The sequence below is a fragment of the Methylobacterium guangdongense genome (genome assembly GCF_038442355.1).
GTDB lineage: Bacteria > Pseudomonadota > Alphaproteobacteria > Rhizobiales > Beijerinckiaceae > Methylobacterium > Methylobacterium guangdongense.
In genome coordinates, this window is the sequence record NZ_JBBXMX010000010.1 from 40,433 (window position 1) to 58,518 (window position 18,086).

An 18,086-nucleotide genomic window follows, 5' to 3' on the forward strand; every position below is an offset into this window, starting at 1 on the left:
CGTCATAAGCCTCCGTTTACCATTCCTGCACAGGATCCGGCCCGACCCGCGCGGATCGTTGTCCGCGCGGCCTGGAGTCGTCGCCCGGCATGATGTCACGCGCGGAACGCACCCCTCTGACTGACTGGTGGTGGACGGTCGATCGCGGCCTGCTCGCGGCCCTGTTCGCCCTGATGGTCGCCGGCCTCGTCTTCCTGATGGGCGGCGGCCCGCCGGTCGCCGAGCGCATCGGCCTGCCGACCTTCTACTTCCTGAACCGGCAGGCGATGTACCTCGCCCCGACGATCCTGATGATCTGCGCGGTCTCGTTCCTGTCGCTGCGCGGCATCCGCCGGATGGCGCTGTTCACCTGGGTCAGCGGTGTCGCCCTGTGCCTGCTCGCGGGCAAGTTCGGCCCGGAGATCAAGGGCGCGCACCGCTGGATCCAGTTCGGCTCCTTCGGCCTGCAGCCCTCGGAATTCGTGAAGCCGGCCTTCGTGATCGTGACCGCCTGGGCCTTCTCGGAGGGCGCGCAGCGGCGCGACATGCCGGGCGGGATCCTCGCCCTGCTGCTCCTGCCGATCACCATCGTGCCGCTGCTGCTCCAGCCCGATTTCGGCCAGACCATGCTGATCACCATGGTGTGGTGCGCGCTGTTCTTCGTGGCCGGCCTGCACCTCATCTGGGTCGCGGTGCTGGGCGTGCTCGGCCTCGGCGGCGTCTTCGCGGCCTACCTGTTCTTCCATCACGTCCGGGAGCGCTTCAACAAGTTCATGGACCGGGATTCCGGCGGCGGCTTCCAGGATTTCTGGTCGCGGGAATCGTTCCGCTCGGGCGGCTGGTTCGGCACCGGCCCGGGGGAGGGGGTCGCCAAGCGCCACCTGCCCGACGCGCATACCGACTTCCTGTTCTCGGTGATCGGCGAGGAATTCGGCGTGCTCGTCTGCCTGTGCCTCGTGGCGCTGTTCGCCTACATCGTGCTGCGCGGCCTCAAGCTCGCCCGGCGCACGGACGATACGTTCTCGCGGCTGGCGATCACGGGGCTGACGACCCTGTTCGGCCTTCAGGCGTGCATCAACATGGCGGTCAACACCCAGCTCATGCCGGCCAAGGGCATGACGCTTCCCTTCGTCTCCTTCGGCGGCTCGTCGATGTTCTCGCTGGCGCTCGGAACCGGCTTCCTCATTGCGCTGACCCGCAAGCGCCCGCGCAGCGTGCTGCTCAGCCAGAAGCCCCCCGGCACCGCGCCCGCCACCGTGGCCGGAGTGATGCGGTGACCGTCTTCACCCCCACGATCCTGCTCTGCGCGGGCGGCACCGGCGGCCACCTGTTCCCGGCCGAGAGCCTCGCCCACGCGCTGCGCGCCCGCGGTATCCGCGTGGCGCTCGCCACCGACGCCCGGGTCGATTCCATCGCCTCGGAGTTCCCGGCCTCCGAAGTGGTGACGATCGCCTCGGCGACGCCGTCCGGCCGCTCGCCCCTCAAGCGGGCCAGCGCCGTGCTGACGCTGGGCCGCGGTTTCGGCGTCGCCGCGAAGGAGATCCGGCGGATCAACCCCGCAGCCATCGTGGGCTTCGGCGGCTACCCGACCGTGCCGCCGGTGCTCGCCGGCCAGATCCTGCGCGTGCCCACGATCCTCCACGAGCAGAACGCCGTGATGGGTCGGGCCAACGCCTTCCTGGCGCGGGGCGCGCGGACCATCGCGACCGGCTTCGAGAGGGTGCGCGGCGTCCCCGACAAGGCGAAGGCCCCCCGGATCCACACCGGCAACCCGCTCCGCCCGGCGGTGATCGAGGCCGCGAAGGTCTCGTATCCGGCCTTCGGCGAGGGCGACACGCTCCGGCTCCTCGTGTTCGGCGGCAGCCAGGGCGCCCGGGTCATGGGCGAGGTCGTTCCCGAGGCGATCGCCCGGCTGCCCGACGCCCTGCGCGCCCGGCTCCACCTCGTACAGCAGGTCCGATCCGAGGATCTGACGGCGGTGCAGAACCGCTACCTCGCCATGGGGCTCGCCGGGATCGAGGCGGCGCCGTTCTTCAAGGATTTGCCGGCCCGCATGGCCGCGAGCCACCTCGTGATCGGGCGCTCGGGCGCCTCGACGGTCTCGGAACTGGCGGCGATCGGCCGGCCGTCGATCCTCGTGCCGCTCCCCGGCTCCCTCGATCAGGACCAGGCCGCCAACGCCGCGACCCTCGACGCGATCGGCGCGGCTTCGGCCATCCGGCAGTCGGACTTCACCCCGGACCGCCTGGCCGCGGAGCTCACCGCCTGCTTCGCGACGCCGGCAAAATTGACCGCGGCGGCCGATGCGGCCAGAAGCGCGGGCATCCACGATGCCGCCGAGCGGCTGGCCGAGGTCGTCGTCGAGACGGCGGCACGCACCTGATTTCGCTAGGGATTCCGCGACCGGCGATCCCGCCACCAGACGGTTCGACCCATGAAGCTGCCCGACAAGCTCGGCCCCATCCACTTCATCGGCATCGGCGGTATCGGCATGTCCGGCATCGCCGAGGTGATGCACAATCTCGGCTACACGGTGCAGGGCTCGGACGCGTCCGACAACGCCAATGTCCGGCGTCTCGCCGAGAAGGGCATGCGCACCTTCGTGGGCCACGACGCCTCGAACGTCGCGGAGGCGGCCCTCGTCGTCGTCTCGACGGCGATCCAGCGCGACAATCCTGAGCTGCAATCGGCCCGGGAGCGTCGACTCCCGGTCGTGCGCCGGGCCGAGATGCTGGCCGAGCTGATGCGCTTCAAGTCCTGCGTCGCCATCGCGGGCACGCACGGCAAGACCACGACCACGTCGCTCGTCGCCACCCTGCTCGATGCCGGCAACCTCGACCCGACGGTGATCAACGGCGGCATCATCAACGCCTACGGCACCAACGCCCGGATGGGCGAGGGCGAGTGGATGGTGGTGGAGGCCGACGAGTCCGACGGCACCTTCCTGAAGCTGCCGGCCGATGTGGCGATCGTCACCAACATCGATCCCGAGCATCTCGACCATTTCGGCTCCTTCGACGCGGTCAAGGACGCGTTCCGGCGCTTCATCGACAACATCCCGTTCTACGGTTTCGCGGTGATGTGCACCGACCACCCGGTGGTGCAGGATCTCGTCGGCCATATCGAGGACCGGCGGATCATCACCTACGGCGAGAACCCGCAGGCCGATGTCCGCCTGATCGACGTCGATCTGCGCGGCGGCCAGAGCCGCTTCCGGGTGATGATCCGTGACCGTCGCCCCGGCTACCGGATGGAGATGGAGGATCTGGTCCTGCCGATGCCGGGCAAGCACAACGCGCTCAACGCCACGGCGGCGCTCGCGGTGGCGCACGAGCTCGGCGTGAAGCCCGAATCGATCCGCACCGCGCTGGCCGGGTTCGGCGGCGTGAAGCGGCGCTTCACCCGCACCGGCGAATGGAACGGCGCGACGATCTTCGACGATTACGGGCACCACCCGGTGGAGATCAAGGCGGTGCTCAAGGCCGCCCGGGCCTCGACCGAGCACGGGGTGATCGCGGTGGTGCAGCCGCACCGCTACACCCGGCTGCAATCGCTGTTCGACGATTTCTGCACCTGCTTCAACGACGCCGACACGGTCATCGTCGCCCCGGTCTACGCGGCCGGCGAGCAGCCGATCGAGGGGTTCGACCGCGACAGCCTCGTGGCGGGCCTGCGCTCCCGCGGCCACCGGGACGCGAGGGCGCTGGAGCGGCCGGAGGAGCTGGCCGGGATCATCGCGGAGCTGGCGAAGCCGGGGGATTACGTGGTGTGCCTGGGCGCCGGCACGATCACCCAATGGGCCTACGCGCTGCCGGATGAGCTCGCCGCGCGGGGACTGTAAGGGGATGGCGACGCGTCAGCACGCGTCCGGCACGAGGTCCTCGGCGTCGATGCCGAGCGCCCGAGCGACCCGACGGTAGACCGCCATGTCGACGATGCGCGTGCCTGCTTCGAGCGCGATGATGTCCGCCTCCGCGAGACCGCAGGCTTTGCCGAGTGCAGAGGCGGTTACGCCCCTGCGACTGCGCCAGAATGCCAGAGGGCTCGATGCCGCGCGCAGGGCGTCGAGGTCGGCCTCGCTCAGAATTTCTTCCTCGCCAGATGCGAGACGTGCCAGCGAGTCTTCGACGAGGCGGGCATCGAGGGTGTCTTCCGCCAAGTCGCGCAGGCGTTCGAATTCAGCCTCGGGGAGGATCACAATCGCCTCTCCGGAGGGCGTCCTGGTTCTGACGATCGTCACGGGCGAGGTCCTAATCGTAGATCGTGCTTCGCGGGCCGACCGCATGGACAATGATCCGATCGGGCTCGATCGTGAAGATGGCCCGCCAGTTGCCGACGCGCAGGCGCAGCCGCTTTCCCTCGCCTTTGAGCGCCTTCACGTTATTGGCAAGGCTTCCGGGATCGTGAGCGTAGGAGCGGAGCTTCTCGCGGATCAGATCCTCGGCGTCCTTCGGCAGGCGGCTGAGGCTTCGCGCAGCGGCCCGCGTGAAGACCAGAGATTTGGCCGCCTCGCCATCCATCGCCCCACGATTTCCTCACGTACGCCGATTCCGTCGGCGCGAAGCTTAGCATGACCGCATCCCTCCACGACCGCATCCGCGCCGCCGCGCCCGACCTGCGCGGGCGCCTGCTCAGCCAACAGCCGCTCGCCGACCTCACGTGGTTCCGCGTCGGCGGTCCGGCCGAGGTGCTGTTCACCCCCGCCGACGAGGAGGATCTCGCCCGCCTCCTCGCGGCCCTCGAACCGGACGTGCCCGTGACGGTGATCGGGCTCGGCTCCAACCTGATCGTCCGCGACGGCGGCGTGCCCGGCGTGGTGGTGCGCCTCGGCGGGAAAGCCTTCGGCAGCATCGCGATCGACGGCGACACCCTGGCGGTCGGCACGGCCGTCCCGGACATGCGCCTCGCCAAGACCGCCGCCGAGGCCGGTCTCGACGGGCTCGCCTTCTACCGCGGCATTCCGGGCTCGATCGGCGGCGCGCTGCGCATGAACGCGGGCGCCCATGGCGGCGAGACCACCGACGTGCTGATCGAGGCGACCGGCATCGACCGCCGGGGTGTGTTGCGCACGTTCAGCCACGCCGAGATGGGCTTCTCCTACCGGCATTCGGAGGCGCCTGAGGATGTGATCTTCACCCGCGCCCTGTTTCGCGGAAAGCCCGGCGACCGCGCCGCCATCGAGGCCGAGATGGAGCGAGTCACCGCCGCCCGCGAGGCCGCCCAGCCGATCCGGGAGCGCACCGGCGGCTCGACCTTCGCCAATCCGGAGGGCGGCAAGGCCTGGCAGCTCATCGATGCCGCCGGCTGCCGGGGGCTGACCCGGGGCGGGGCCCAGGTCAGCGCCATGCACTGCAACTTCCTGATCAACACCCGTGACGCGACCGCGGCCGACATCGAAGGCCTCGGCGAGGAGGTCCGCCGGCGGGTGCGGGAGACCAGCGGGGTCGAGCTGCGCTGGGAGATCCGCAGGATCGGGTTGCCGGCAGCCGCAGCCTGAGCGCGCTGCACGAGCCTTCCGACACGACCAAGACCACGTGCACAAGCCCCGTTCGAAGCCGACCCACTCGAGGTGCCCCCCATGTCCAAGCACGTCGCCGTCCTCTTTGGCGGCACCTCCGCCGAGCGCGAGGTCTCGCTCAGTTCCGGCAAGGCCTGCGCCGATGCCCTGGAAGGGGAGGGCTACCGGGTCACCCGCGTCGATGTCGGACCCGACATCGCCTCCGTCCTGGCGGCGCTCCGGCCGGACGTCGCCTTCAACGCGCTGCACGGCCCGGACGGGGAGGACGGCACGATCCAGGGCCTCCTGGAGATCCTGAAGATCCCCTACAGCCATTCCGGCGTCCTCGCCTCGGCGCTCGCGATGAATAAGGACAAGGCCAAGATGGTGATGCGCGCCGCCGGCATCGACGTGCCGGAGGGCCGGATCGTTAACCGTCGTGAGGCCGCCAGGACACACGCGTTGCCACCACCATACGTGGTGAAGCCCAACGCGGAGGGCTCATCGATGGGCGTGATCATCGTACGCGACGGCCGCTCGCACCCGCCCCAGATCCTCGGCACGGAGGACTGGACCTTCGGCGAGCAAGTCCTTGTCGAACCTTACATAGCTGGCCGCGAACTCACCTGCGGGGTGATGGGCGACAAGGCCCTCGGCGTGATCGAGGTTAAGGCCACCACGGGGGAGTGGTACGACTACGACGCGAAGTACGCCCCCGGCGGCTCGCTGCACGTGCTGCCGGCCGAACTTAAACCAAATGTTTACCAGCGTGTCCAAGAACTGTCGTTAACGGCGCATCAAGCACTGGGCTGCCGGGGCGTCAGCCGTGCCGACTTTCGATTCGACGATACGCCGGGGGGAACCGGGCGGCTCGTGGTGTTGGAGGTCAACACGCAACCCGGCATGACCCAGACGAGCCTTGTGCCGGATATGGCGGCCCATGCGGGCCTGAGTTTCGGTGAGCTCGTCCGATGGATGGTGGAGGACGCTTCCCTGAATCGCTGAGCGGCGACGCCGCCGGCCGGAGCGGTCCCGCGCGTCTCGCCGGGGCCGTGATGGGCCGGCTCCCGTCCCGGTCGCTCTCGGTTCGCCGCGCGCGCTCCGGCCAGCGCCTGACCGCACGCCTGTCCCGCGGGACCGGGACGGTTGCCGTCTCCATGACGTTCGCGGCCTTCGCGCTCGCCGGCTTCGTGGCGAGTGGGCGCTACGATGCCTTCGTGGCCGAGCAAGGCCGCCCGCTGGACATCGCCGCGCGGGTCCTCGGCTTCGGCGTCGAGCGCGTGACCATCTCGGGCATCTCCCGGATGTACGAGCGCGAGGTGCTCGCCGCCGCCGGGATCGACTGGCGCTCCTCGGTGCCGTTCCTCGACGTCGCCGACGTGCGCGAGAAGCTGCTGCGCGTGCCGCTGATCGCCCAGGCCTCGGTCCGCAAGATCTATCCCAACGAGATCGCCATCACCCAGGTGGAGCGCGAGCCCGCCGCCCTCTGGCAGAAGAACGGCGAGCTGAGCGTCATCGCGGCCGACGGCACCGTCATCGACGCGATGCGGGACGACCGCTACGCCAGCCTGCCCCTGGTGGTCGGCGAGGACGCCAACACCAAGCTTCCCGAATACCTCGCCCTGATCGCCGCCGCCGGCCCGCTGGCCGAGCGGATCAAGGCCGGCACCTACGTCTCGGGCCGGCGCTGGACCCTCAAGCTCGACGGCGTCGACGTACGCCTGCCCGAGACCGATCCGGCCGCCGCCCTCGCCCGCCTCGTCAAGTACGAGCGCGAGGCCGGCCTCCTGGAGAAGGACATCATCGCGGTGGACCTGCGCATGCCGGACCGCCTCGTGGTGCGCCTGACCGAGGAGGCGGCCGCCGCCCGTGCGGAGGCCCAGAAGGCGAAGAAGAAGGGCGCGGCCAGCTGATGACCACGACCAAAACCTCCGCCCGTCCCGCTCTCCGCGTCCGGTAGCGTCAATGCACAGCCACCACGGCCTCACGCCGCGCCTGAAGCCGCTCTCGGCCCGACGCTCGACCACGCTCTCGGTGCTCGATATCGGCACCAGCAAGGTCGTCTGCCTCATCGCCGAGCTGCAGCCCGCCGAGGCGCTGACCACGCTGCGCGGGCGCACCCACCTCGCGCGCATCATCGGCATCGGCCACCAGCGCTCGCTCGGGCTGAAGGGCGGCGCCATCGTCGACCTCGCCGCCGCCGAGGGGGCGATCCGCCAGGCGGTCCACGCCGCCGAGCGGATGGCCAAGGTCGAGGTCCAGTCGGTCATCGTCAACATGTCGGGCGGCCGGCTCGCCTCGCAGCATTTCCAGGCGCGGGTGAACGTCCGCTCCGGCACCGTCACGGGCAGCGACGTCGAGCGGGTGCTCGAGACCGCGAGCGCCCACGGCGTCAGCCCCGGCCGGGCGGTGCTCCATGCCTTGCCGACCGGCTACGCGCTGGACGGCCAGGGCGCCGTGATCGACCCGTCGGGCATGATCGGCGAGGCCCTGAGCGTCGACCTGCACGTGGTCACCAGCGAGCTGGCGGCCGCCCGCAACGTCATGCTGGCGGTGGAGCATTGCCACCTCGGCGTCGAGGCGGTGATCGCCACGCCCTACGCGGCCGGCCTCTCGGCGCTGGTCGACGACGAGGCCGAGATGGGCGTCTGCGTCGTCGACATGGGCGGCGGCACGACCAGCGTCGGCGTGTTCTCCGGCGGCCACCTCGTCCACGTGGACGCGGTCGCGGTCGGCGGCCACCACGTCACCATGGACATCGCCCGCGGCCTCTCCACCCGCATGGCGGCGGCCGAGCGGCTGAAGACCCTCTACGGCTCGGCCCTGTCCACCCCGTCGGACGACCGCGACATGATCGCGGTCCACGGGGTCGGCGAGGACGAGGGCGAGGCCCCGGCCCACATCCCGCGCTCGCAGCTCGTGCGGATCATCAAGCCGCGCGTCGAGGAGGTGATCGAGCTGGTGCGCGACCGGCTGCGCGAGGCCGGCTTCGCCGCGCAGGCCGGGCGCCGGGTGGTGCTCACGGGCGGCGCCAGCCAGCTCGTCGGCCTGCCGGAGGTCGCCCGCCGCGTCCTCCAGGGACAGGTGCGGATCGGTCGGCCCCTCGGCATCCGGGGCCTGCCGGAGGCCGCCAAGGGCCCGGCCTTCTCGGCGGCGGTCGGCCTGCTGGTCTACCCGCAGGTCGCCCATGCCGAGCATTTCGAGCCGCGGGGGCACGGCGCCTTCGCGGCCACGGGAACCGACAACTACCTGAACCGGGTCGGCCGCTGGCTCCGGGACAGCTTCTAGAGTTTCGCCCCCGCCCCAGGGTGGGACGAAGAGAATCCGGCGCCGCGGCGTCGCACGGACAGCACAGTTAGCGAGAGGCTCGACACCATGGCCATCACCCTCCAGGCGCCGGACATCCGGGAACTGAAGCCCCGCATCACCGTCTTCGGCGTCGGTGGCGCTGGCGGCAACGCCGTCAACAACATGATCGAGTCGGGCCTGCTGGGCTGCGAGTTCGTCGTGGCCAACACCGACGCGCAGGCGCTCACCTCCTCGAAGGCCGAGCGGGTGATCCAGATGGGCCTCGGCGTGACCCAGGGCCTCGGCGCCGGCTCGCACCCGGAGGTCGGCTCCGCTGCCGCCGACGAGGTGATCGACGAGATCCGGGACCAGCTCTCGGGCGCCCACATGTGCTTCATCACCGCCGGCATGGGCGGCGGCACCGGCACCGGCGCCGCGCCGGTCATCGCCCGGGCGGCCCGCGACATGGGCATCCTGACGGTCGGCGTCGTGACCAAGCCGTTCCAGTTCGAGGGCATCCGCCGGATGCGCACCGCCGAGTCGGGCATCCAGGAGTTGCAGGCCGCGGTCGACACGCTGATCGTCATCCCGAACCAGAACCTGTTCCGGGTCGCCAACGAGAAGACCACCTTCGCGGACGCCTTCGCGATGGCCGACCAGGTGCTCTACTCCGGCGTCGCCTGCATCACCGACCTGATGGTGAAGGAGGGCCTTATCAACCTCGACTTCGCCGACGTGCGCGCGATCATGCGCGGCATGGGTAAGGCCATGATGGGCACCGGCGAGGCGTCGGGCGAGAAGCGCGCCAACCGCGCCGCCGAGGCCGCCATCGCCAACCCGCTCCTCGACGACGTCTCCATGAAGGGCGCCCGCGGCCTGCTGATCTCGATCACGGGCGGCTCCGACCTGACCCTCTACGAACTCGACGAGGCCGCCACCCGCATCCGCGAGGAGGTCGATCAGGACGCCAACATCATCCTGGGCGCCACCTTCGACGAGAGCCTCGATGGCATCATCCGCGTGTCAGTGGTCGCCACCGGTATCGAGCCGGCGCTGATCGCGGCGAACTCGCCGAACAACCCGGCCATGGCTGAGACCGAGCAGCGCATCGCCGAGGTTGCGGAGCGCCTCCGCGCCGAGGCCCGCTCGCGCGCCGCCTCGCCGGTGCCGAGCATCCGCACCGAGTCGGTCGCCTCGGCCCCGGCACCCGCGCCGGCCCCCGCGCCGATGCCGGCTCCGGAGATGCGCTCCGAGTCGCTGATCAGCCGCGAGCCCACGGCTCCGGTGACCCGCGACGACGTCGTGCTCGCCCCGGCCCAGCCGCGGGCCGCCGCCGCCTTCGTCCCGGCGCCCGCGCCGCTGCCGGCCGAGCCCGCGCCGCAGTTCCAGGCCGGCCCGTTCGTGCCGCCGCGCCCGGCCAGCCCGGGGGGCACGCCGCTGGCGCGCGCGCCGCGGATGCCGCAGATCCACGAGCTGCCGCCGATCGCCCAGAACCAGATCCTGGCGACCCGCGCGCAGGAGGAGGCGGCTCCCGAATCGAAGCGGACGTCGCTCCTGCGGCGCCTCGCCACGGTGGGCTTCGGCGGACGTCGCGAGGACGTAGAGGGTGCTCCCATGGCCCGGCCCAACCCGGTCGCGCCGCAGCCGCAGATGGCGCAGCCTCACATCCCGCCGGCTCCCCGCGCTCCGGCCGCACCGGCGGTCCCGCAGTACCGCCCGGCCCAGGGTAACCTCGACGCGCAGGGCCGCGTCGCCCCGCAGCCCCGGATGATGGACGACGATCAGCTGGAGATCCCGGCTTTCCTCCGCCGTCAGGCGAACTGAGCAAGCCCCAGCGATCGACCATGGCAGAGAGCCGGCGGGTAACCGCCGGCTCTCTGTGCTGCGTGAATACAATCTCAGGTTTTATCATCGGCCGGCGTGGGCTCTGCCTGCGGCGGTACGGCTGTGTGTTACGGACAGGCCTGGTGCATCCGCGACACAGATCAGCCCAAGGTTAGCCACGGGTTAACCACTTTTTAAGCCCTTGATCACACAGCATTTTGCGTCTGCCGGACCGCAAGCGTGTCTGTAACAGAGCGTAAGAATCCGTGATTTGGCTGCCCTGTGCGGTGCAGCTATAGAAGCATCGAGACCGACGAGACATGCATCGGGATACAACCTGATCGCGTGAGCAGGGGCATCAAGCAGCGGACGGATCAGTCAGTTTTCTTCCATTCCCGGTTCGGAATGGCGGGACTTGATCGCGGCCGGGGGCTAAGGAATGCGAACGCTGAAACAGACGACCCTCAAAGGGCCGGCGACTCTTTCGGGCATCGGGGTCCATTCCGGTAACCCCGCCGAGATCACGCTCCGGCCCGCACCCGCCAATCACGGCATCGCTTTTCTCCGCACCGGTACCGCCAACGGCAACGATCGCCTGATCAAGGCGCATCACGCCCTCGTCTCCGCCACCGAGCTCTGCACCGTCCTGGGGGACGTCGAGACCGGCGCGGTCGCCACCGTCGAACACCTGATGTCCGCCCTGTTCGGCCTGGGCGTCGACAACGCCCTGATCGAGATCGACGGGCCCGAGATGCCCATCCTCGACGGGTCCGCGCTCCCCTTCGTCCAGGCGATCGATCAGGTCGGGATTTCCACCTGCGGCACGCCGCGGCGCTGGCTCAAGGTTCTGCGCCACGTCCGCATCGAGGGCGGCCGTGCCTTCGCGGAGCTCCGCCCGATCGACCGGGGCTTCCGCCTCGACGTCGAGATCGATTTCGAGAGTCCGGTGATCGGCCGATCGCGCAAGGCGATGGACCTCACCCCCGCCTCCTACCGCCGCGAGATCGCCAGCGCCCGCACCTTCGGGATGATGCGGGACGTGGAGCGGTACTGGAAGGCCGGCTTCGCCCTCGGCGCCTCCCTGGAGAACACCGTGGCGGTCGGCGAGACCGCGGTGGTCAACCCCGAGGGGCTGCGCTTCCCGGACGAGTTCGTCCGGCACAAGATCCTCGACGCGGTCGGCGACCTCGCCCTGGCCGGCCTGCCGATCCAGGGCGCCTACCGCTCCTATTGCGGCGGCCACCGGATGAATGTCGGCGTGCTCTCCGCCCTGCTGGCCGACCGGGCCAATTACGCGATCGTCGAGGCGCAGGGCCCGCGTCGCGAAACCGTCCTCTCCGAACTCGGCGTCGGTCTGGGCATCGCCGCCTTCGCAGGCGACCTCTGACCATCAACCTGTTGTCCGCGCGCCACACTCGGCGACAGATCCAGCCCGCCTCAGCCTTGCCGCTTTCGTGCCCGAATCGACCGGCACGGTTTAACGGTCCGTGAACGGCGGGCACGGCCCGGCGGGCCGGATCCACGCACGCGATGGCATGACGGCGCGGGATGGCGCCGCTTCCGGGAAAGAGCGCCAGATGCCTGTCACCATTCGTCACCGCCGGGCGGCGGCCTTCGTGGCCCCCCTCGTGGCCGTCCTCGGCCTCGGCCTCGGTGGCTGCGACTTCGACCCGACCAATCTCTTCGCCGAGAAGTACAAGCCCGAGGTCGTGCCGGACGTCCCGGCCGACAAGCTCTACAGCGATGGCTTGGCCAAGCTCGAGGACAGCGACTACGAGGGCGCGGTCAAGAAGTTCGACAGCCTCGACAAGCAGTACCAGTATTCCGAATGGTCCCGGAAGGCGCTGCTGATGACGGCCTACGCCAATTACGAGGGCCAGAAGTACGACGACGCGATCAGCGCCTCGAAGCGCTACCTGCAGCGGCACCCGGCCAGCAAGGACGCGGCCTACGCGCAGTACCTGATGGCGATGTCGAACTACAAGCAGATCCCGGACGTGACCCGCGACCAGGAGCGGTCCGAGAAGGCGCTCGTCGCCCTCCAGGAGCTCGTTCAGAAGTATCCGACCTCCGAATACGCCACCGACGCGAAGGCGAAGATCCAGATCACCCGCGACCAACTCGCCGGCAAGGAGATGGAGATTGGGCGCTTCTATCTCGAGAAGCGCAACTTCCCGGCGGCGATCAACCGGTTCCGCGACGTGGTCTCGAAGTATCAGACCACCCGCCACGCCGAGGAGGCGCTGGAGCGCCTGACCGAGGCCTACTGGGCGCTGGGCATCACCCAGGAGGCGCAGAACGCCGCCGCGGTGCTCGGCCACAACTTCCCGGAAAGCTCCTGGTACAAGGACGCGCACGCGCTCCTGGCCCAGAACGGCCTCGAGCCCCGCGAGGAGAAGACCTCATTCCTGTCGAAGATCTACCGCACGGTGACGGGCAAGACCGCGTCGGCCGAGTGAGCGCATCGGGTCCGGGTTTCCAGAGGGCTCAGCGCTTTGGCAGATGTGCGGGGCAGGGCCCTGAGATTCTGACGAGGGCTCTGCCCTCGACCCGCGAAAGGTCTCGCCCGTTCGAAGCCCGGACTCGATCGGCCGACCGCCGCACAACGGGAAAGGCCCGGAGCGCTCGCTCCGGGCCTTTCCCGTTGTGCGGCGCATTTTTGGGGTGAATCGGCGCCCCGACGGCCTTATGTCTGCGGTCCCCTCCTGAGGAATGCCCCCGCCGCATGCTGGCGCAGCTCGCGATTCGCGACATCGTCCTGATCGACCGCCTCGAACTGAATTTCCGGCAGGGCCTCAGCGTCCTGACCGGGGAGACGGGCGCGGGCAAATCGATCCTGCTCGACGCCTTCGCCCTGGCGCTGGGCGGGCGCGGCGACGGCCGCCTCGTCCGGCACGGCGAGACCCAGGGTGTCGTCACCGCCGTCTTCGATCTCCCCCTCGATCATCCGGCCCGCCGAATCGCCGCCGAGGCCGAGATCGACACGGAAGGCGACCTGATCCTGCGCCGGACCCAGATGGCGGACGGCCGGACCCGCGCCTTCGTCAACGATCAGCCGGTGGGCGTTCAGGTGCTGCGGGCGATCGGCGGGGCGCTGGTGGAGATTCACGGCCAGCACGACGACCGGGCGCTGGCCGATCCGGCCTCGCACCGGGCGATCCTCGACGCGTTCGGCGGCCTCCAGGGCCAGCTCACTAAGGTCGCGACGGCCGCCCGGGCAGTCCGCACCGCCCGCACCGACCTCGCCGAGCACCGCGCCCGCGTCGAGGCGGCCCGCAAGGAGGCCGACTTCCTGCGCCACGCCGTGGAGGAGTTGGCCGCCCTCGCGCCGCAGCCCGGCGAGGAGGCCCAGCTCGCCGAGCGCCGCAGCATCATGCAGCAATCGGAGAAGGTGGCCCGCGAGCTCAACGAGGCCCTGGATGCGGTCGGCGGGCCCCATTCCGGGGTGCCGCATCTCTCGGCCGCCCTGCGCAAGCTGGAGCGCCGCGCCGCGCAGCTCCCCGCCCTGGTCGATCCCTGCGTCAACGCCCTCGACGCCGCGATGGTGGCCCTCGACGAGGCCCGCGCGGTGCTCGATGCGGCGGTGGCCGAGACCGAGTTCGATCCCCGCGATCTGGAGCGGGTGGAGGAGCGGTTGTTCGCCCTGCGGGCGGCGGCCCGCAAGTACGATGTCCCCGCCGACGATCTCGCAGCCCTGGCCGAGCGCTACGCCGGGGACGTCGCGGCGATCGATGCCGGCGAGGCGGCCCTCGCCGGCCTGGAGCAGACGCTCGCCGGGGCCGAGGCCGCCTATGCCGAGGCGGCCGAGAAGCTCAGTGCCGGCCGCCGCCGCGCCGCCAAGCAGCTCGACGCCGCCGTGAAGGCCGAGTTGCCACCCCTGAAGCTGGAGCGCGCACGCTTCATCACCGAGATCGTCACCGATCTCGATTCGCGTGATCCGGCCGGCACGGACCGGGTGGAGTTCTGGGCTCAGACCAACCCCGGCACCAAGCCCGGGCCGATGATGAAGGTCGCATCCGGCGGCGAGTTGTCGCGGTTCATGCTCGCCCTCAAGGTCGTGCTGGCCGACAAGGGCTCTGCCCCGACGCTGATCTTCGACGAGATCGACACCGGCGTGGGCGGTGCTGTCGCCGACGCCATCGGCCTGCGCCTGGCCCGCCTCGCAGCCACCGTGCAGGTCGTCGCCGTCACCCATGCGCCGCAGGTCGCGGCGCGCGCCGAGACCCATTTCCTCATCGCGAAGGCCCCCGTGAAGGGCGCAAGCCGCGTCGCGACGCGGGTGGCGAGCCTGCCGGTCGCCGAACGCCGCGAGGAGATCGCCCGTATGCTGGCCGGCGCCACGGTCACCGACGAGGCCCGGGCGGCGGCGGCTCGGCTCCTCCAGGGCGCCGATGGTTAAGTGACAGGTAAGCTTAACCGTGCGTTGACGGTAACGTTTCGTTAACCAATTTTGCTGACTCTCATTCAATCCCGGCGCCGCAGCATGTTTGGGCGGGCGACGGGTGGGAGGGAGCCATGAAGCCGTCAGGTGCCGGGTCCGAGGGACTTTCGCACGAAGGGCAGCTGCCGAAGCAGGCGATCGATACGCGCCGGCTCGGTCTCTCGCTCCGCACGATCTATGAAGGCAGCGTCGACACGCAGCCGATCACCGATACGCATGTGGAACTGCTTTTGCGCCTGCGCCAGAAGGAGCGGGAGCTGCGCCGGGCGAGCTGAGGCATTGGGCCGGGGACCGGCACCAAGCTCGGCGCTTTCGGCTCCGCTCACGAGACCCGGACATCGGCGATACGGTCCGGCATGACGCGGGCGGACAGCGCCACGCCCGAGCGCGTCACCAGCGGCGCGCACCCGGCCTGCGGCGATACTCGGCCGCTCGAATCAAGGTCAGCACCCGATCGAGGTCGACCAGCAGGGCCGCCTCCTCGCGCCGCGCCGCCGCGGCGACATCCGCATCGGGGCTGAATTTCTGATGGGCCTGGGCCAGGGCGAGGGCCCGCTCCAGAGCCTCCCGCTCGGCATGCAGGGCCAGCCAGCCCGGATCTCGCTCCGTCACTGGGTCGGTGCCTTCACCCTGCACGGCTCCAACGTCCTTCCGGTGTCCTGACCGCCCAGGCCGTCTACGACCGCCGTGAGCCTGTGTCGTGATGCCCTCCCATGCGCCGGACCGGTATCCGCCCGGGGGGAGAGTGCTCCGGAAACGCGCGAGAGCCACAAACCGTGCCGAACGACCTGCGGCGCGATGTCATGCCGGTGTCATCTACCTGTCGTAACCGCGCATCCATCGGGCGGCCGGCGCTGGGTCTTTCGAGGACCGGCCGCAAGGCTCTGCCGCGGGCATGAGCATGCCGGCGGAGCGGCGCAGGATTGGCCCGACGGCAACGGAGATTTCATTGAAACCCTTCGCTTACGCGCTCGCCGTCGGCCTCGCGACGGTCCAGCTGGCGTCTGCGGCGCTGGCCGCCGACATCACCGGAGCCGGGGCCACGTTCCCCTTCCCGGTCTATTCGAAATGGGCCGAGGCCTACCGGAAGGAAACCGGCTCCGGGCTCAACTATCAGTCGATCGGATCCGGCGGCGGGATCAAGCAGATCCAGGCCAAGACGGTCGATTTCGGCGCCACCGACGCGCCGCTCAAGGGCGAGCAGCTGGCCAAGGACGGCCTGGTGCAGTTCCCCACCGTGATGGGCGGCGTGGTGCCCGTGGTGAACATCGCCGGCGTCGAGCCGGGCAAGCTCAAGCTCACCGGTGACGTGCTCGCCGACATCTACGCCGGGAAGATCGCGAAGTGGACCGATCCGCGGATCGCGAAGCTCAACGACGGGCTGAAGCTGCCCGACATCAACATCACCCCGGTCTATCGGTCCGACGCCTCGGGCACGACCAACATCTTCACGACCTACCTGTCCCAGGTCTCGGACGGGTGGAAGAAGGAGTACGGCGCCGCCACGACGATCTCCTGGCCGGTCGGTCAGGGCGGCAAGGGCAACGAGGGCGTGACCGCCACCGTGAAGCAGGTGCCGAACTCCATCGGCTACGTCGAGTCGGCTTACGCCAAGCAGAACAAGCTCGCCTACGCGCTGCTGCAGAACAAGGCCGGCAAGTTCCCGCAGCCGGACGACAAGGCGTTCCAGGCGGCCGCCGCCAGCGCCGACTGGAAGTCGGCTCCGGGCTTCGGCATCGCGCTCACCAACCAGGCGGGCGAGGACGCGTGGCCGATCACGGCGGCGACCTTCATCCTGGTCCACAAGGACCCGGCCGATCCGGCCAAGGCGGCCGACGTGCTCAAGTTCTTCGACTGGGCCTACAAGAACGGCGACAAGCTCGCCTCCGATCTCGACTACGTTCCTCTGCCCGACAACGTCGTCACGCTGATCCACGAGGAGTGGAAGAGCGTGAAGGGCAAGGACGGGAAGCCGGTCTACAACATGTAAGCTCTATCGGGGGGAGGTTTCGACCTCCTCCCTCGCTTCTGGGTTCGCGCCGCGCTACCACGCCATCTATCGCAGAGAACCGCGGATGTCCGCTTTGACTGAAACGATTGCCCTCGGCCGAACCCGCACGGCCGCAGCGCGGAAGGGTCCGAGCCGGAATCAGGACGCCCTGTTCCGCGGTTGCGCCTACGGTGCGGCGCTCCTGGTCCTGACCGTCCTCGTCGGCATCATCGGCTCCATCGTCTACGGGGGCCTGCCGGCCTTCCGGGAATTCGGCTTCGGCTTCCTGACATCCAGCGCCTGGAACGTCGGGACCGAGCAGTACGGCGCCCTCGTCGCCGTCATCGGCACGGTGAGCTCCGCGCTCCTGGCCCTCGTCATCGGCGTCCCGATCTCCCTCGGCATCGCCATCTACCTCACCCAGCTCTGCCCGGGCTGGGCGCGCAAGCCGGTCGCGATGACGATCGAGCTCCTGGCCGCGGTCCCGAGCATCATCTACGGGATGTGGGGCCTGTTCATCTTCGCGCCGCTCTTCGCCCGTTTCGTCGAGATCCCGGTCTCCAACGTCGTCGAGGGCCTGCCGATCGTAGGAACCGTGCTGTATGCCCGCATCCCCTCGGGGGTCGGCGTGCTCACCGCCGGCATCATCCTGGCGATCATGATCGTGCCGTTCGTCGCCTCGATCGCCCGCGACATGCTCGACCAGATCCCCACGATCCTGCGGGAGAGCGCCTACGGGGTCGGCTGCACGACCTGGGAGGTGACGCGGTTCGTGCTGATCCGGCACGCCTCGGTCTCGATCATCGGCGCCATCATGCTCGGCCTCGGCCGCGCGCTGGGCGAGACGATGGCGGTGACCTTCGTGGTCGGCAACGCCAACCGCCTCTCCGCCTCGATCTTCGATCCCGGCTCGACCATCGCGTCCCGGATCGCCAACGAGTTCAACGAGGCGGACGGCATGCAGCTCAACGCGCTGATGGCGCTCGGCTGCATCCTGTTCGTCATCACCTTCATCGTCCTGATCGCCGCGCGCATCCTGACGTCGCGCGTGCGGGTTGGTTGAGGCT

At 69.8% G+C, this 18,086-nt stretch carries 17 protein-coding genes; 14 read left to right on the forward strand and 3 right to left on the reverse strand.

What is annotated here, in order from left to right; all coding sequences use genetic code 11:
- Positions 1-89: 89 nt before the first annotated feature.
- From AAHG09_RS18895 to murC, 3 genes are read left to right on the forward strand one after another with little or no spacing between them, the layout of a single operon-like run.
- Positions 90-1,256 (forward strand): FtsW/RodA/SpoVE family cell cycle protein, encoded by a 1,167-nt coding sequence (locus tag AAHG09_RS18895; protein WP_342108987.1) that lies wholly within the window; start codon positions 90-92, stop codon positions 1,254-1,256.
- Positions 1,253-2,362: an undecaprenyldiphospho-muramoylpentapeptide beta-N-acetylglucosaminyltransferase gene (gene murG / locus AAHG09_RS18900; RefSeq protein ID WP_342108988.1), complete on the forward strand. Its 1,110-nt coding sequence runs from the start codon at positions 1,253-1,255 to the stop codon at positions 2,360-2,362. The genes AAHG09_RS18895 and murG overlap by 4 nt, the downstream gene beginning before the upstream one ends.
- 51 nt (positions 2,363-2,413) lie before the next feature.
- Positions 2,414-3,820 (forward strand): UDP-N-acetylmuramate--L-alanine ligase, encoded by a 1,407-nt coding sequence (gene murC, locus AAHG09_RS18905; RefSeq protein ID WP_342108989.1) that lies wholly within the window; start codon positions 2,414-2,416, stop codon positions 3,818-3,820.
- Between the two features lie 15 nt (positions 3,821-3,835).
- On the opposite strand, the gene AAHG09_RS18910 is transcribed toward murC, so the two are convergent.
- Together AAHG09_RS18910 and AAHG09_RS18915 are read right to left on the reverse strand one after the other, a co-directional pair.
- A complete protein-coding gene (locus AAHG09_RS18910) occupies positions 3,836-4,219 on the reverse strand; it encodes a helix-turn-helix domain-containing protein (protein WP_342108990.1) in 384 nt (127 codons plus the stop codon).
- 10 nt (positions 4,220-4,229) lie between these two features.
- Positions 4,230-4,499: a type II toxin-antitoxin system RelE family toxin gene (locus AAHG09_RS18915; RefSeq protein WP_342108992.1), complete on the reverse strand. Its 270-nt coding sequence runs from the start codon at positions 4,497-4,499 to the stop codon at positions 4,230-4,232.
- Between the two features lie 50 nt (positions 4,500-4,549).
- Between AAHG09_RS18915 and murB the strand changes: the two genes are divergently transcribed.
- The 9 genes from murB (at position 4,550) to AAHG09_RS18960 (ending at position 15,304) form a co-directional block, all read left to right on the forward strand.
- Positions 4,550-5,476: a UDP-N-acetylmuramate dehydrogenase gene (murB, locus tag AAHG09_RS18920; protein ID WP_342108993.1), complete on the forward strand. Its 927-nt coding sequence runs from the start codon at positions 4,550-4,552 to the stop codon at positions 5,474-5,476.
- An 81-nt stretch (positions 5,477-5,557) separates the two neighbouring features.
- Positions 5,558-6,481 carry a D-alanine--D-alanine ligase gene (locus AAHG09_RS18925; protein ID WP_342108994.1) on the forward strand — a complete coding sequence of 308 codons (924 nt, stop codon included), beginning with the start codon at positions 5,558-5,560 and terminating at the stop codon, positions 6,479-6,481.
- Positions 6,448-7,389: a cell division protein FtsQ/DivIB gene (locus AAHG09_RS18930; RefSeq protein WP_342108995.1), complete on the forward strand. Its 942-nt coding sequence runs from the start codon at positions 6,448-6,450 to the stop codon at positions 7,387-7,389. Before AAHG09_RS18925 ends, AAHG09_RS18930 begins: the two co-directional genes overlap by 34 nt.
- 52 nt (positions 7,390-7,441) lie before the next feature.
- Positions 7,442-8,764, forward strand: coding sequence for a cell division protein FtsA (gene ftsA / locus AAHG09_RS18935; RefSeq protein WP_243997079.1), 1,323 nt, complete (start codon positions 7,442-7,444; stop codon positions 8,762-8,764).
- Positions 8,765-8,851: 87 nt separating this feature from the next.
- Positions 8,852-10,588: a cell division protein FtsZ gene (ftsZ, locus tag AAHG09_RS18940; RefSeq protein WP_342108996.1), complete on the forward strand. Its 1,737-nt coding sequence runs from the start codon at positions 8,852-8,854 to the stop codon at positions 10,586-10,588.
- 439 nt (positions 10,589-11,027) lie between these two features.
- Positions 11,028-11,975 carry a UDP-3-O-acyl-N-acetylglucosamine deacetylase gene (lpxC, locus tag AAHG09_RS18945; protein ID WP_342108997.1) on the forward strand — a complete coding sequence of 316 codons (948 nt, stop codon included), beginning with the start codon at positions 11,028-11,030 and terminating at the stop codon, positions 11,973-11,975.
- Between the two features lie 190 nt (positions 11,976-12,165).
- Positions 12,166-13,047: an outer membrane protein assembly factor BamD gene (locus AAHG09_RS18950; RefSeq protein WP_342108998.1), complete on the forward strand. Its 882-nt coding sequence runs from the start codon at positions 12,166-12,168 to the stop codon at positions 13,045-13,047.
- Positions 13,048-13,313: 266 nt separating this feature from the next.
- Positions 13,314-14,987: a DNA repair protein RecN gene (gene recN, locus AAHG09_RS18955; protein ID WP_342108999.1), complete on the forward strand. Its 1,674-nt coding sequence runs from the start codon at positions 13,314-13,316 to the stop codon at positions 14,985-14,987.
- A 116-nt stretch (positions 14,988-15,103) separates the two neighbouring features.
- Complete coding sequence (locus AAHG09_RS18960) at positions 15,104-15,304, forward strand: hypothetical protein (protein ID WP_342109000.1); 201 nt, start codon at positions 15,104-15,106, stop codon at positions 15,302-15,304.
- A 115-nt stretch (positions 15,305-15,419) separates the two neighbouring features.
- Here the strand turns inward: AAHG09_RS18960 and AAHG09_RS18965 are convergent, their stop codons facing one another.
- Entirely contained in the window at positions 15,420-15,665 is a 246-nt protein-coding gene (locus tag AAHG09_RS18965; RefSeq protein WP_342109001.1) for a hypothetical protein, read from the reverse strand.
- 313 nt (positions 15,666-15,978) lie between these two features.
- Between AAHG09_RS18965 and pstS the strand changes: the two genes are divergently transcribed.
- Together pstS and pstC are read left to right on the forward strand one after the other, a co-directional pair.
- Complete coding sequence (gene pstS / locus AAHG09_RS18970; RefSeq protein ID WP_342109002.1) at positions 15,979-17,019, forward strand: phosphate ABC transporter substrate-binding protein PstS; 1,041 nt, start codon at positions 15,979-15,981, stop codon at positions 17,017-17,019.
- A gap of 85 nt (positions 17,020-17,104) precedes the next feature.
- Positions 17,105-18,082, forward strand: coding sequence for a phosphate ABC transporter permease subunit PstC (pstC, locus tag AAHG09_RS18975; protein WP_342109003.1), 978 nt, complete (start codon positions 17,105-17,107; stop codon positions 18,080-18,082).
- The last annotated feature ends 4 nt before the right edge of the window (positions 18,083-18,086 follow it).

Coding starts and splice junctions, on each gene's coding strand:
- recN (WP_342108999.1), top strand. CDS start 13,314: ATGCTGGCGCAGCTCGCGATTCGCGACATCGTCCTGATCGACCGCCTC.
- AAHG09_RS18925 (WP_342108994.1), top strand. CDS start 5,558: ATGTCCAAGCACGTCGCCGTCCTCTTTGGCGGCACCTCCGCCGAGCGC.
- lpxC (WP_342108997.1), top strand. CDS start 11,028: ATGCGAACGCTGAAACAGACGACCCTCAAAGGGCCGGCGACTCTTTCG.
- AAHG09_RS18915 (WP_342108992.1), bottom strand. CDS start 4,499: ATGGATGGCGAGGCGGCCAAATCTCTGGTCTTCACGCGGGCCGCTGCG.
- AAHG09_RS18930 (WP_342108995.1), top strand. CDS start 6,448: ATGGATGGTGGAGGACGCTTCCCTGAATCGCTGAGCGGCGACGCCGCC.
- murC (WP_342108989.1), top strand. CDS start 2,414: ATGAAGCTGCCCGACAAGCTCGGCCCCATCCACTTCATCGGCATCGGC.
- murB (WP_342108993.1), top strand. CDS start 4,550: ATGACCGCATCCCTCCACGACCGCATCCGCGCCGCCGCGCCCGACCTG.
- AAHG09_RS18950 (WP_342108998.1), top strand. CDS start 12,166: ATGCCTGTCACCATTCGTCACCGCCGGGCGGCGGCCTTCGTGGCCCCC.
- ftsZ (WP_342108996.1), top strand. CDS start 8,852: ATGGCCATCACCCTCCAGGCGCCGGACATCCGGGAACTGAAGCCCCGC.
- AAHG09_RS18895 (WP_342108987.1), top strand. CDS start 90: ATGATGTCACGCGCGGAACGCACCCCTCTGACTGACTGGTGGTGGACG.
- AAHG09_RS18960 (WP_342109000.1), top strand. CDS start 15,104: ATGAAGCCGTCAGGTGCCGGGTCCGAGGGACTTTCGCACGAAGGGCAG.
- ftsA (WP_243997079.1), top strand. CDS start 7,442: ATGCACAGCCACCACGGCCTCACGCCGCGCCTGAAGCCGCTCTCGGCC.
- pstC (WP_342109003.1), top strand. CDS start 17,105: ATGTCCGCTTTGACTGAAACGATTGCCCTCGGCCGAACCCGCACGGCC.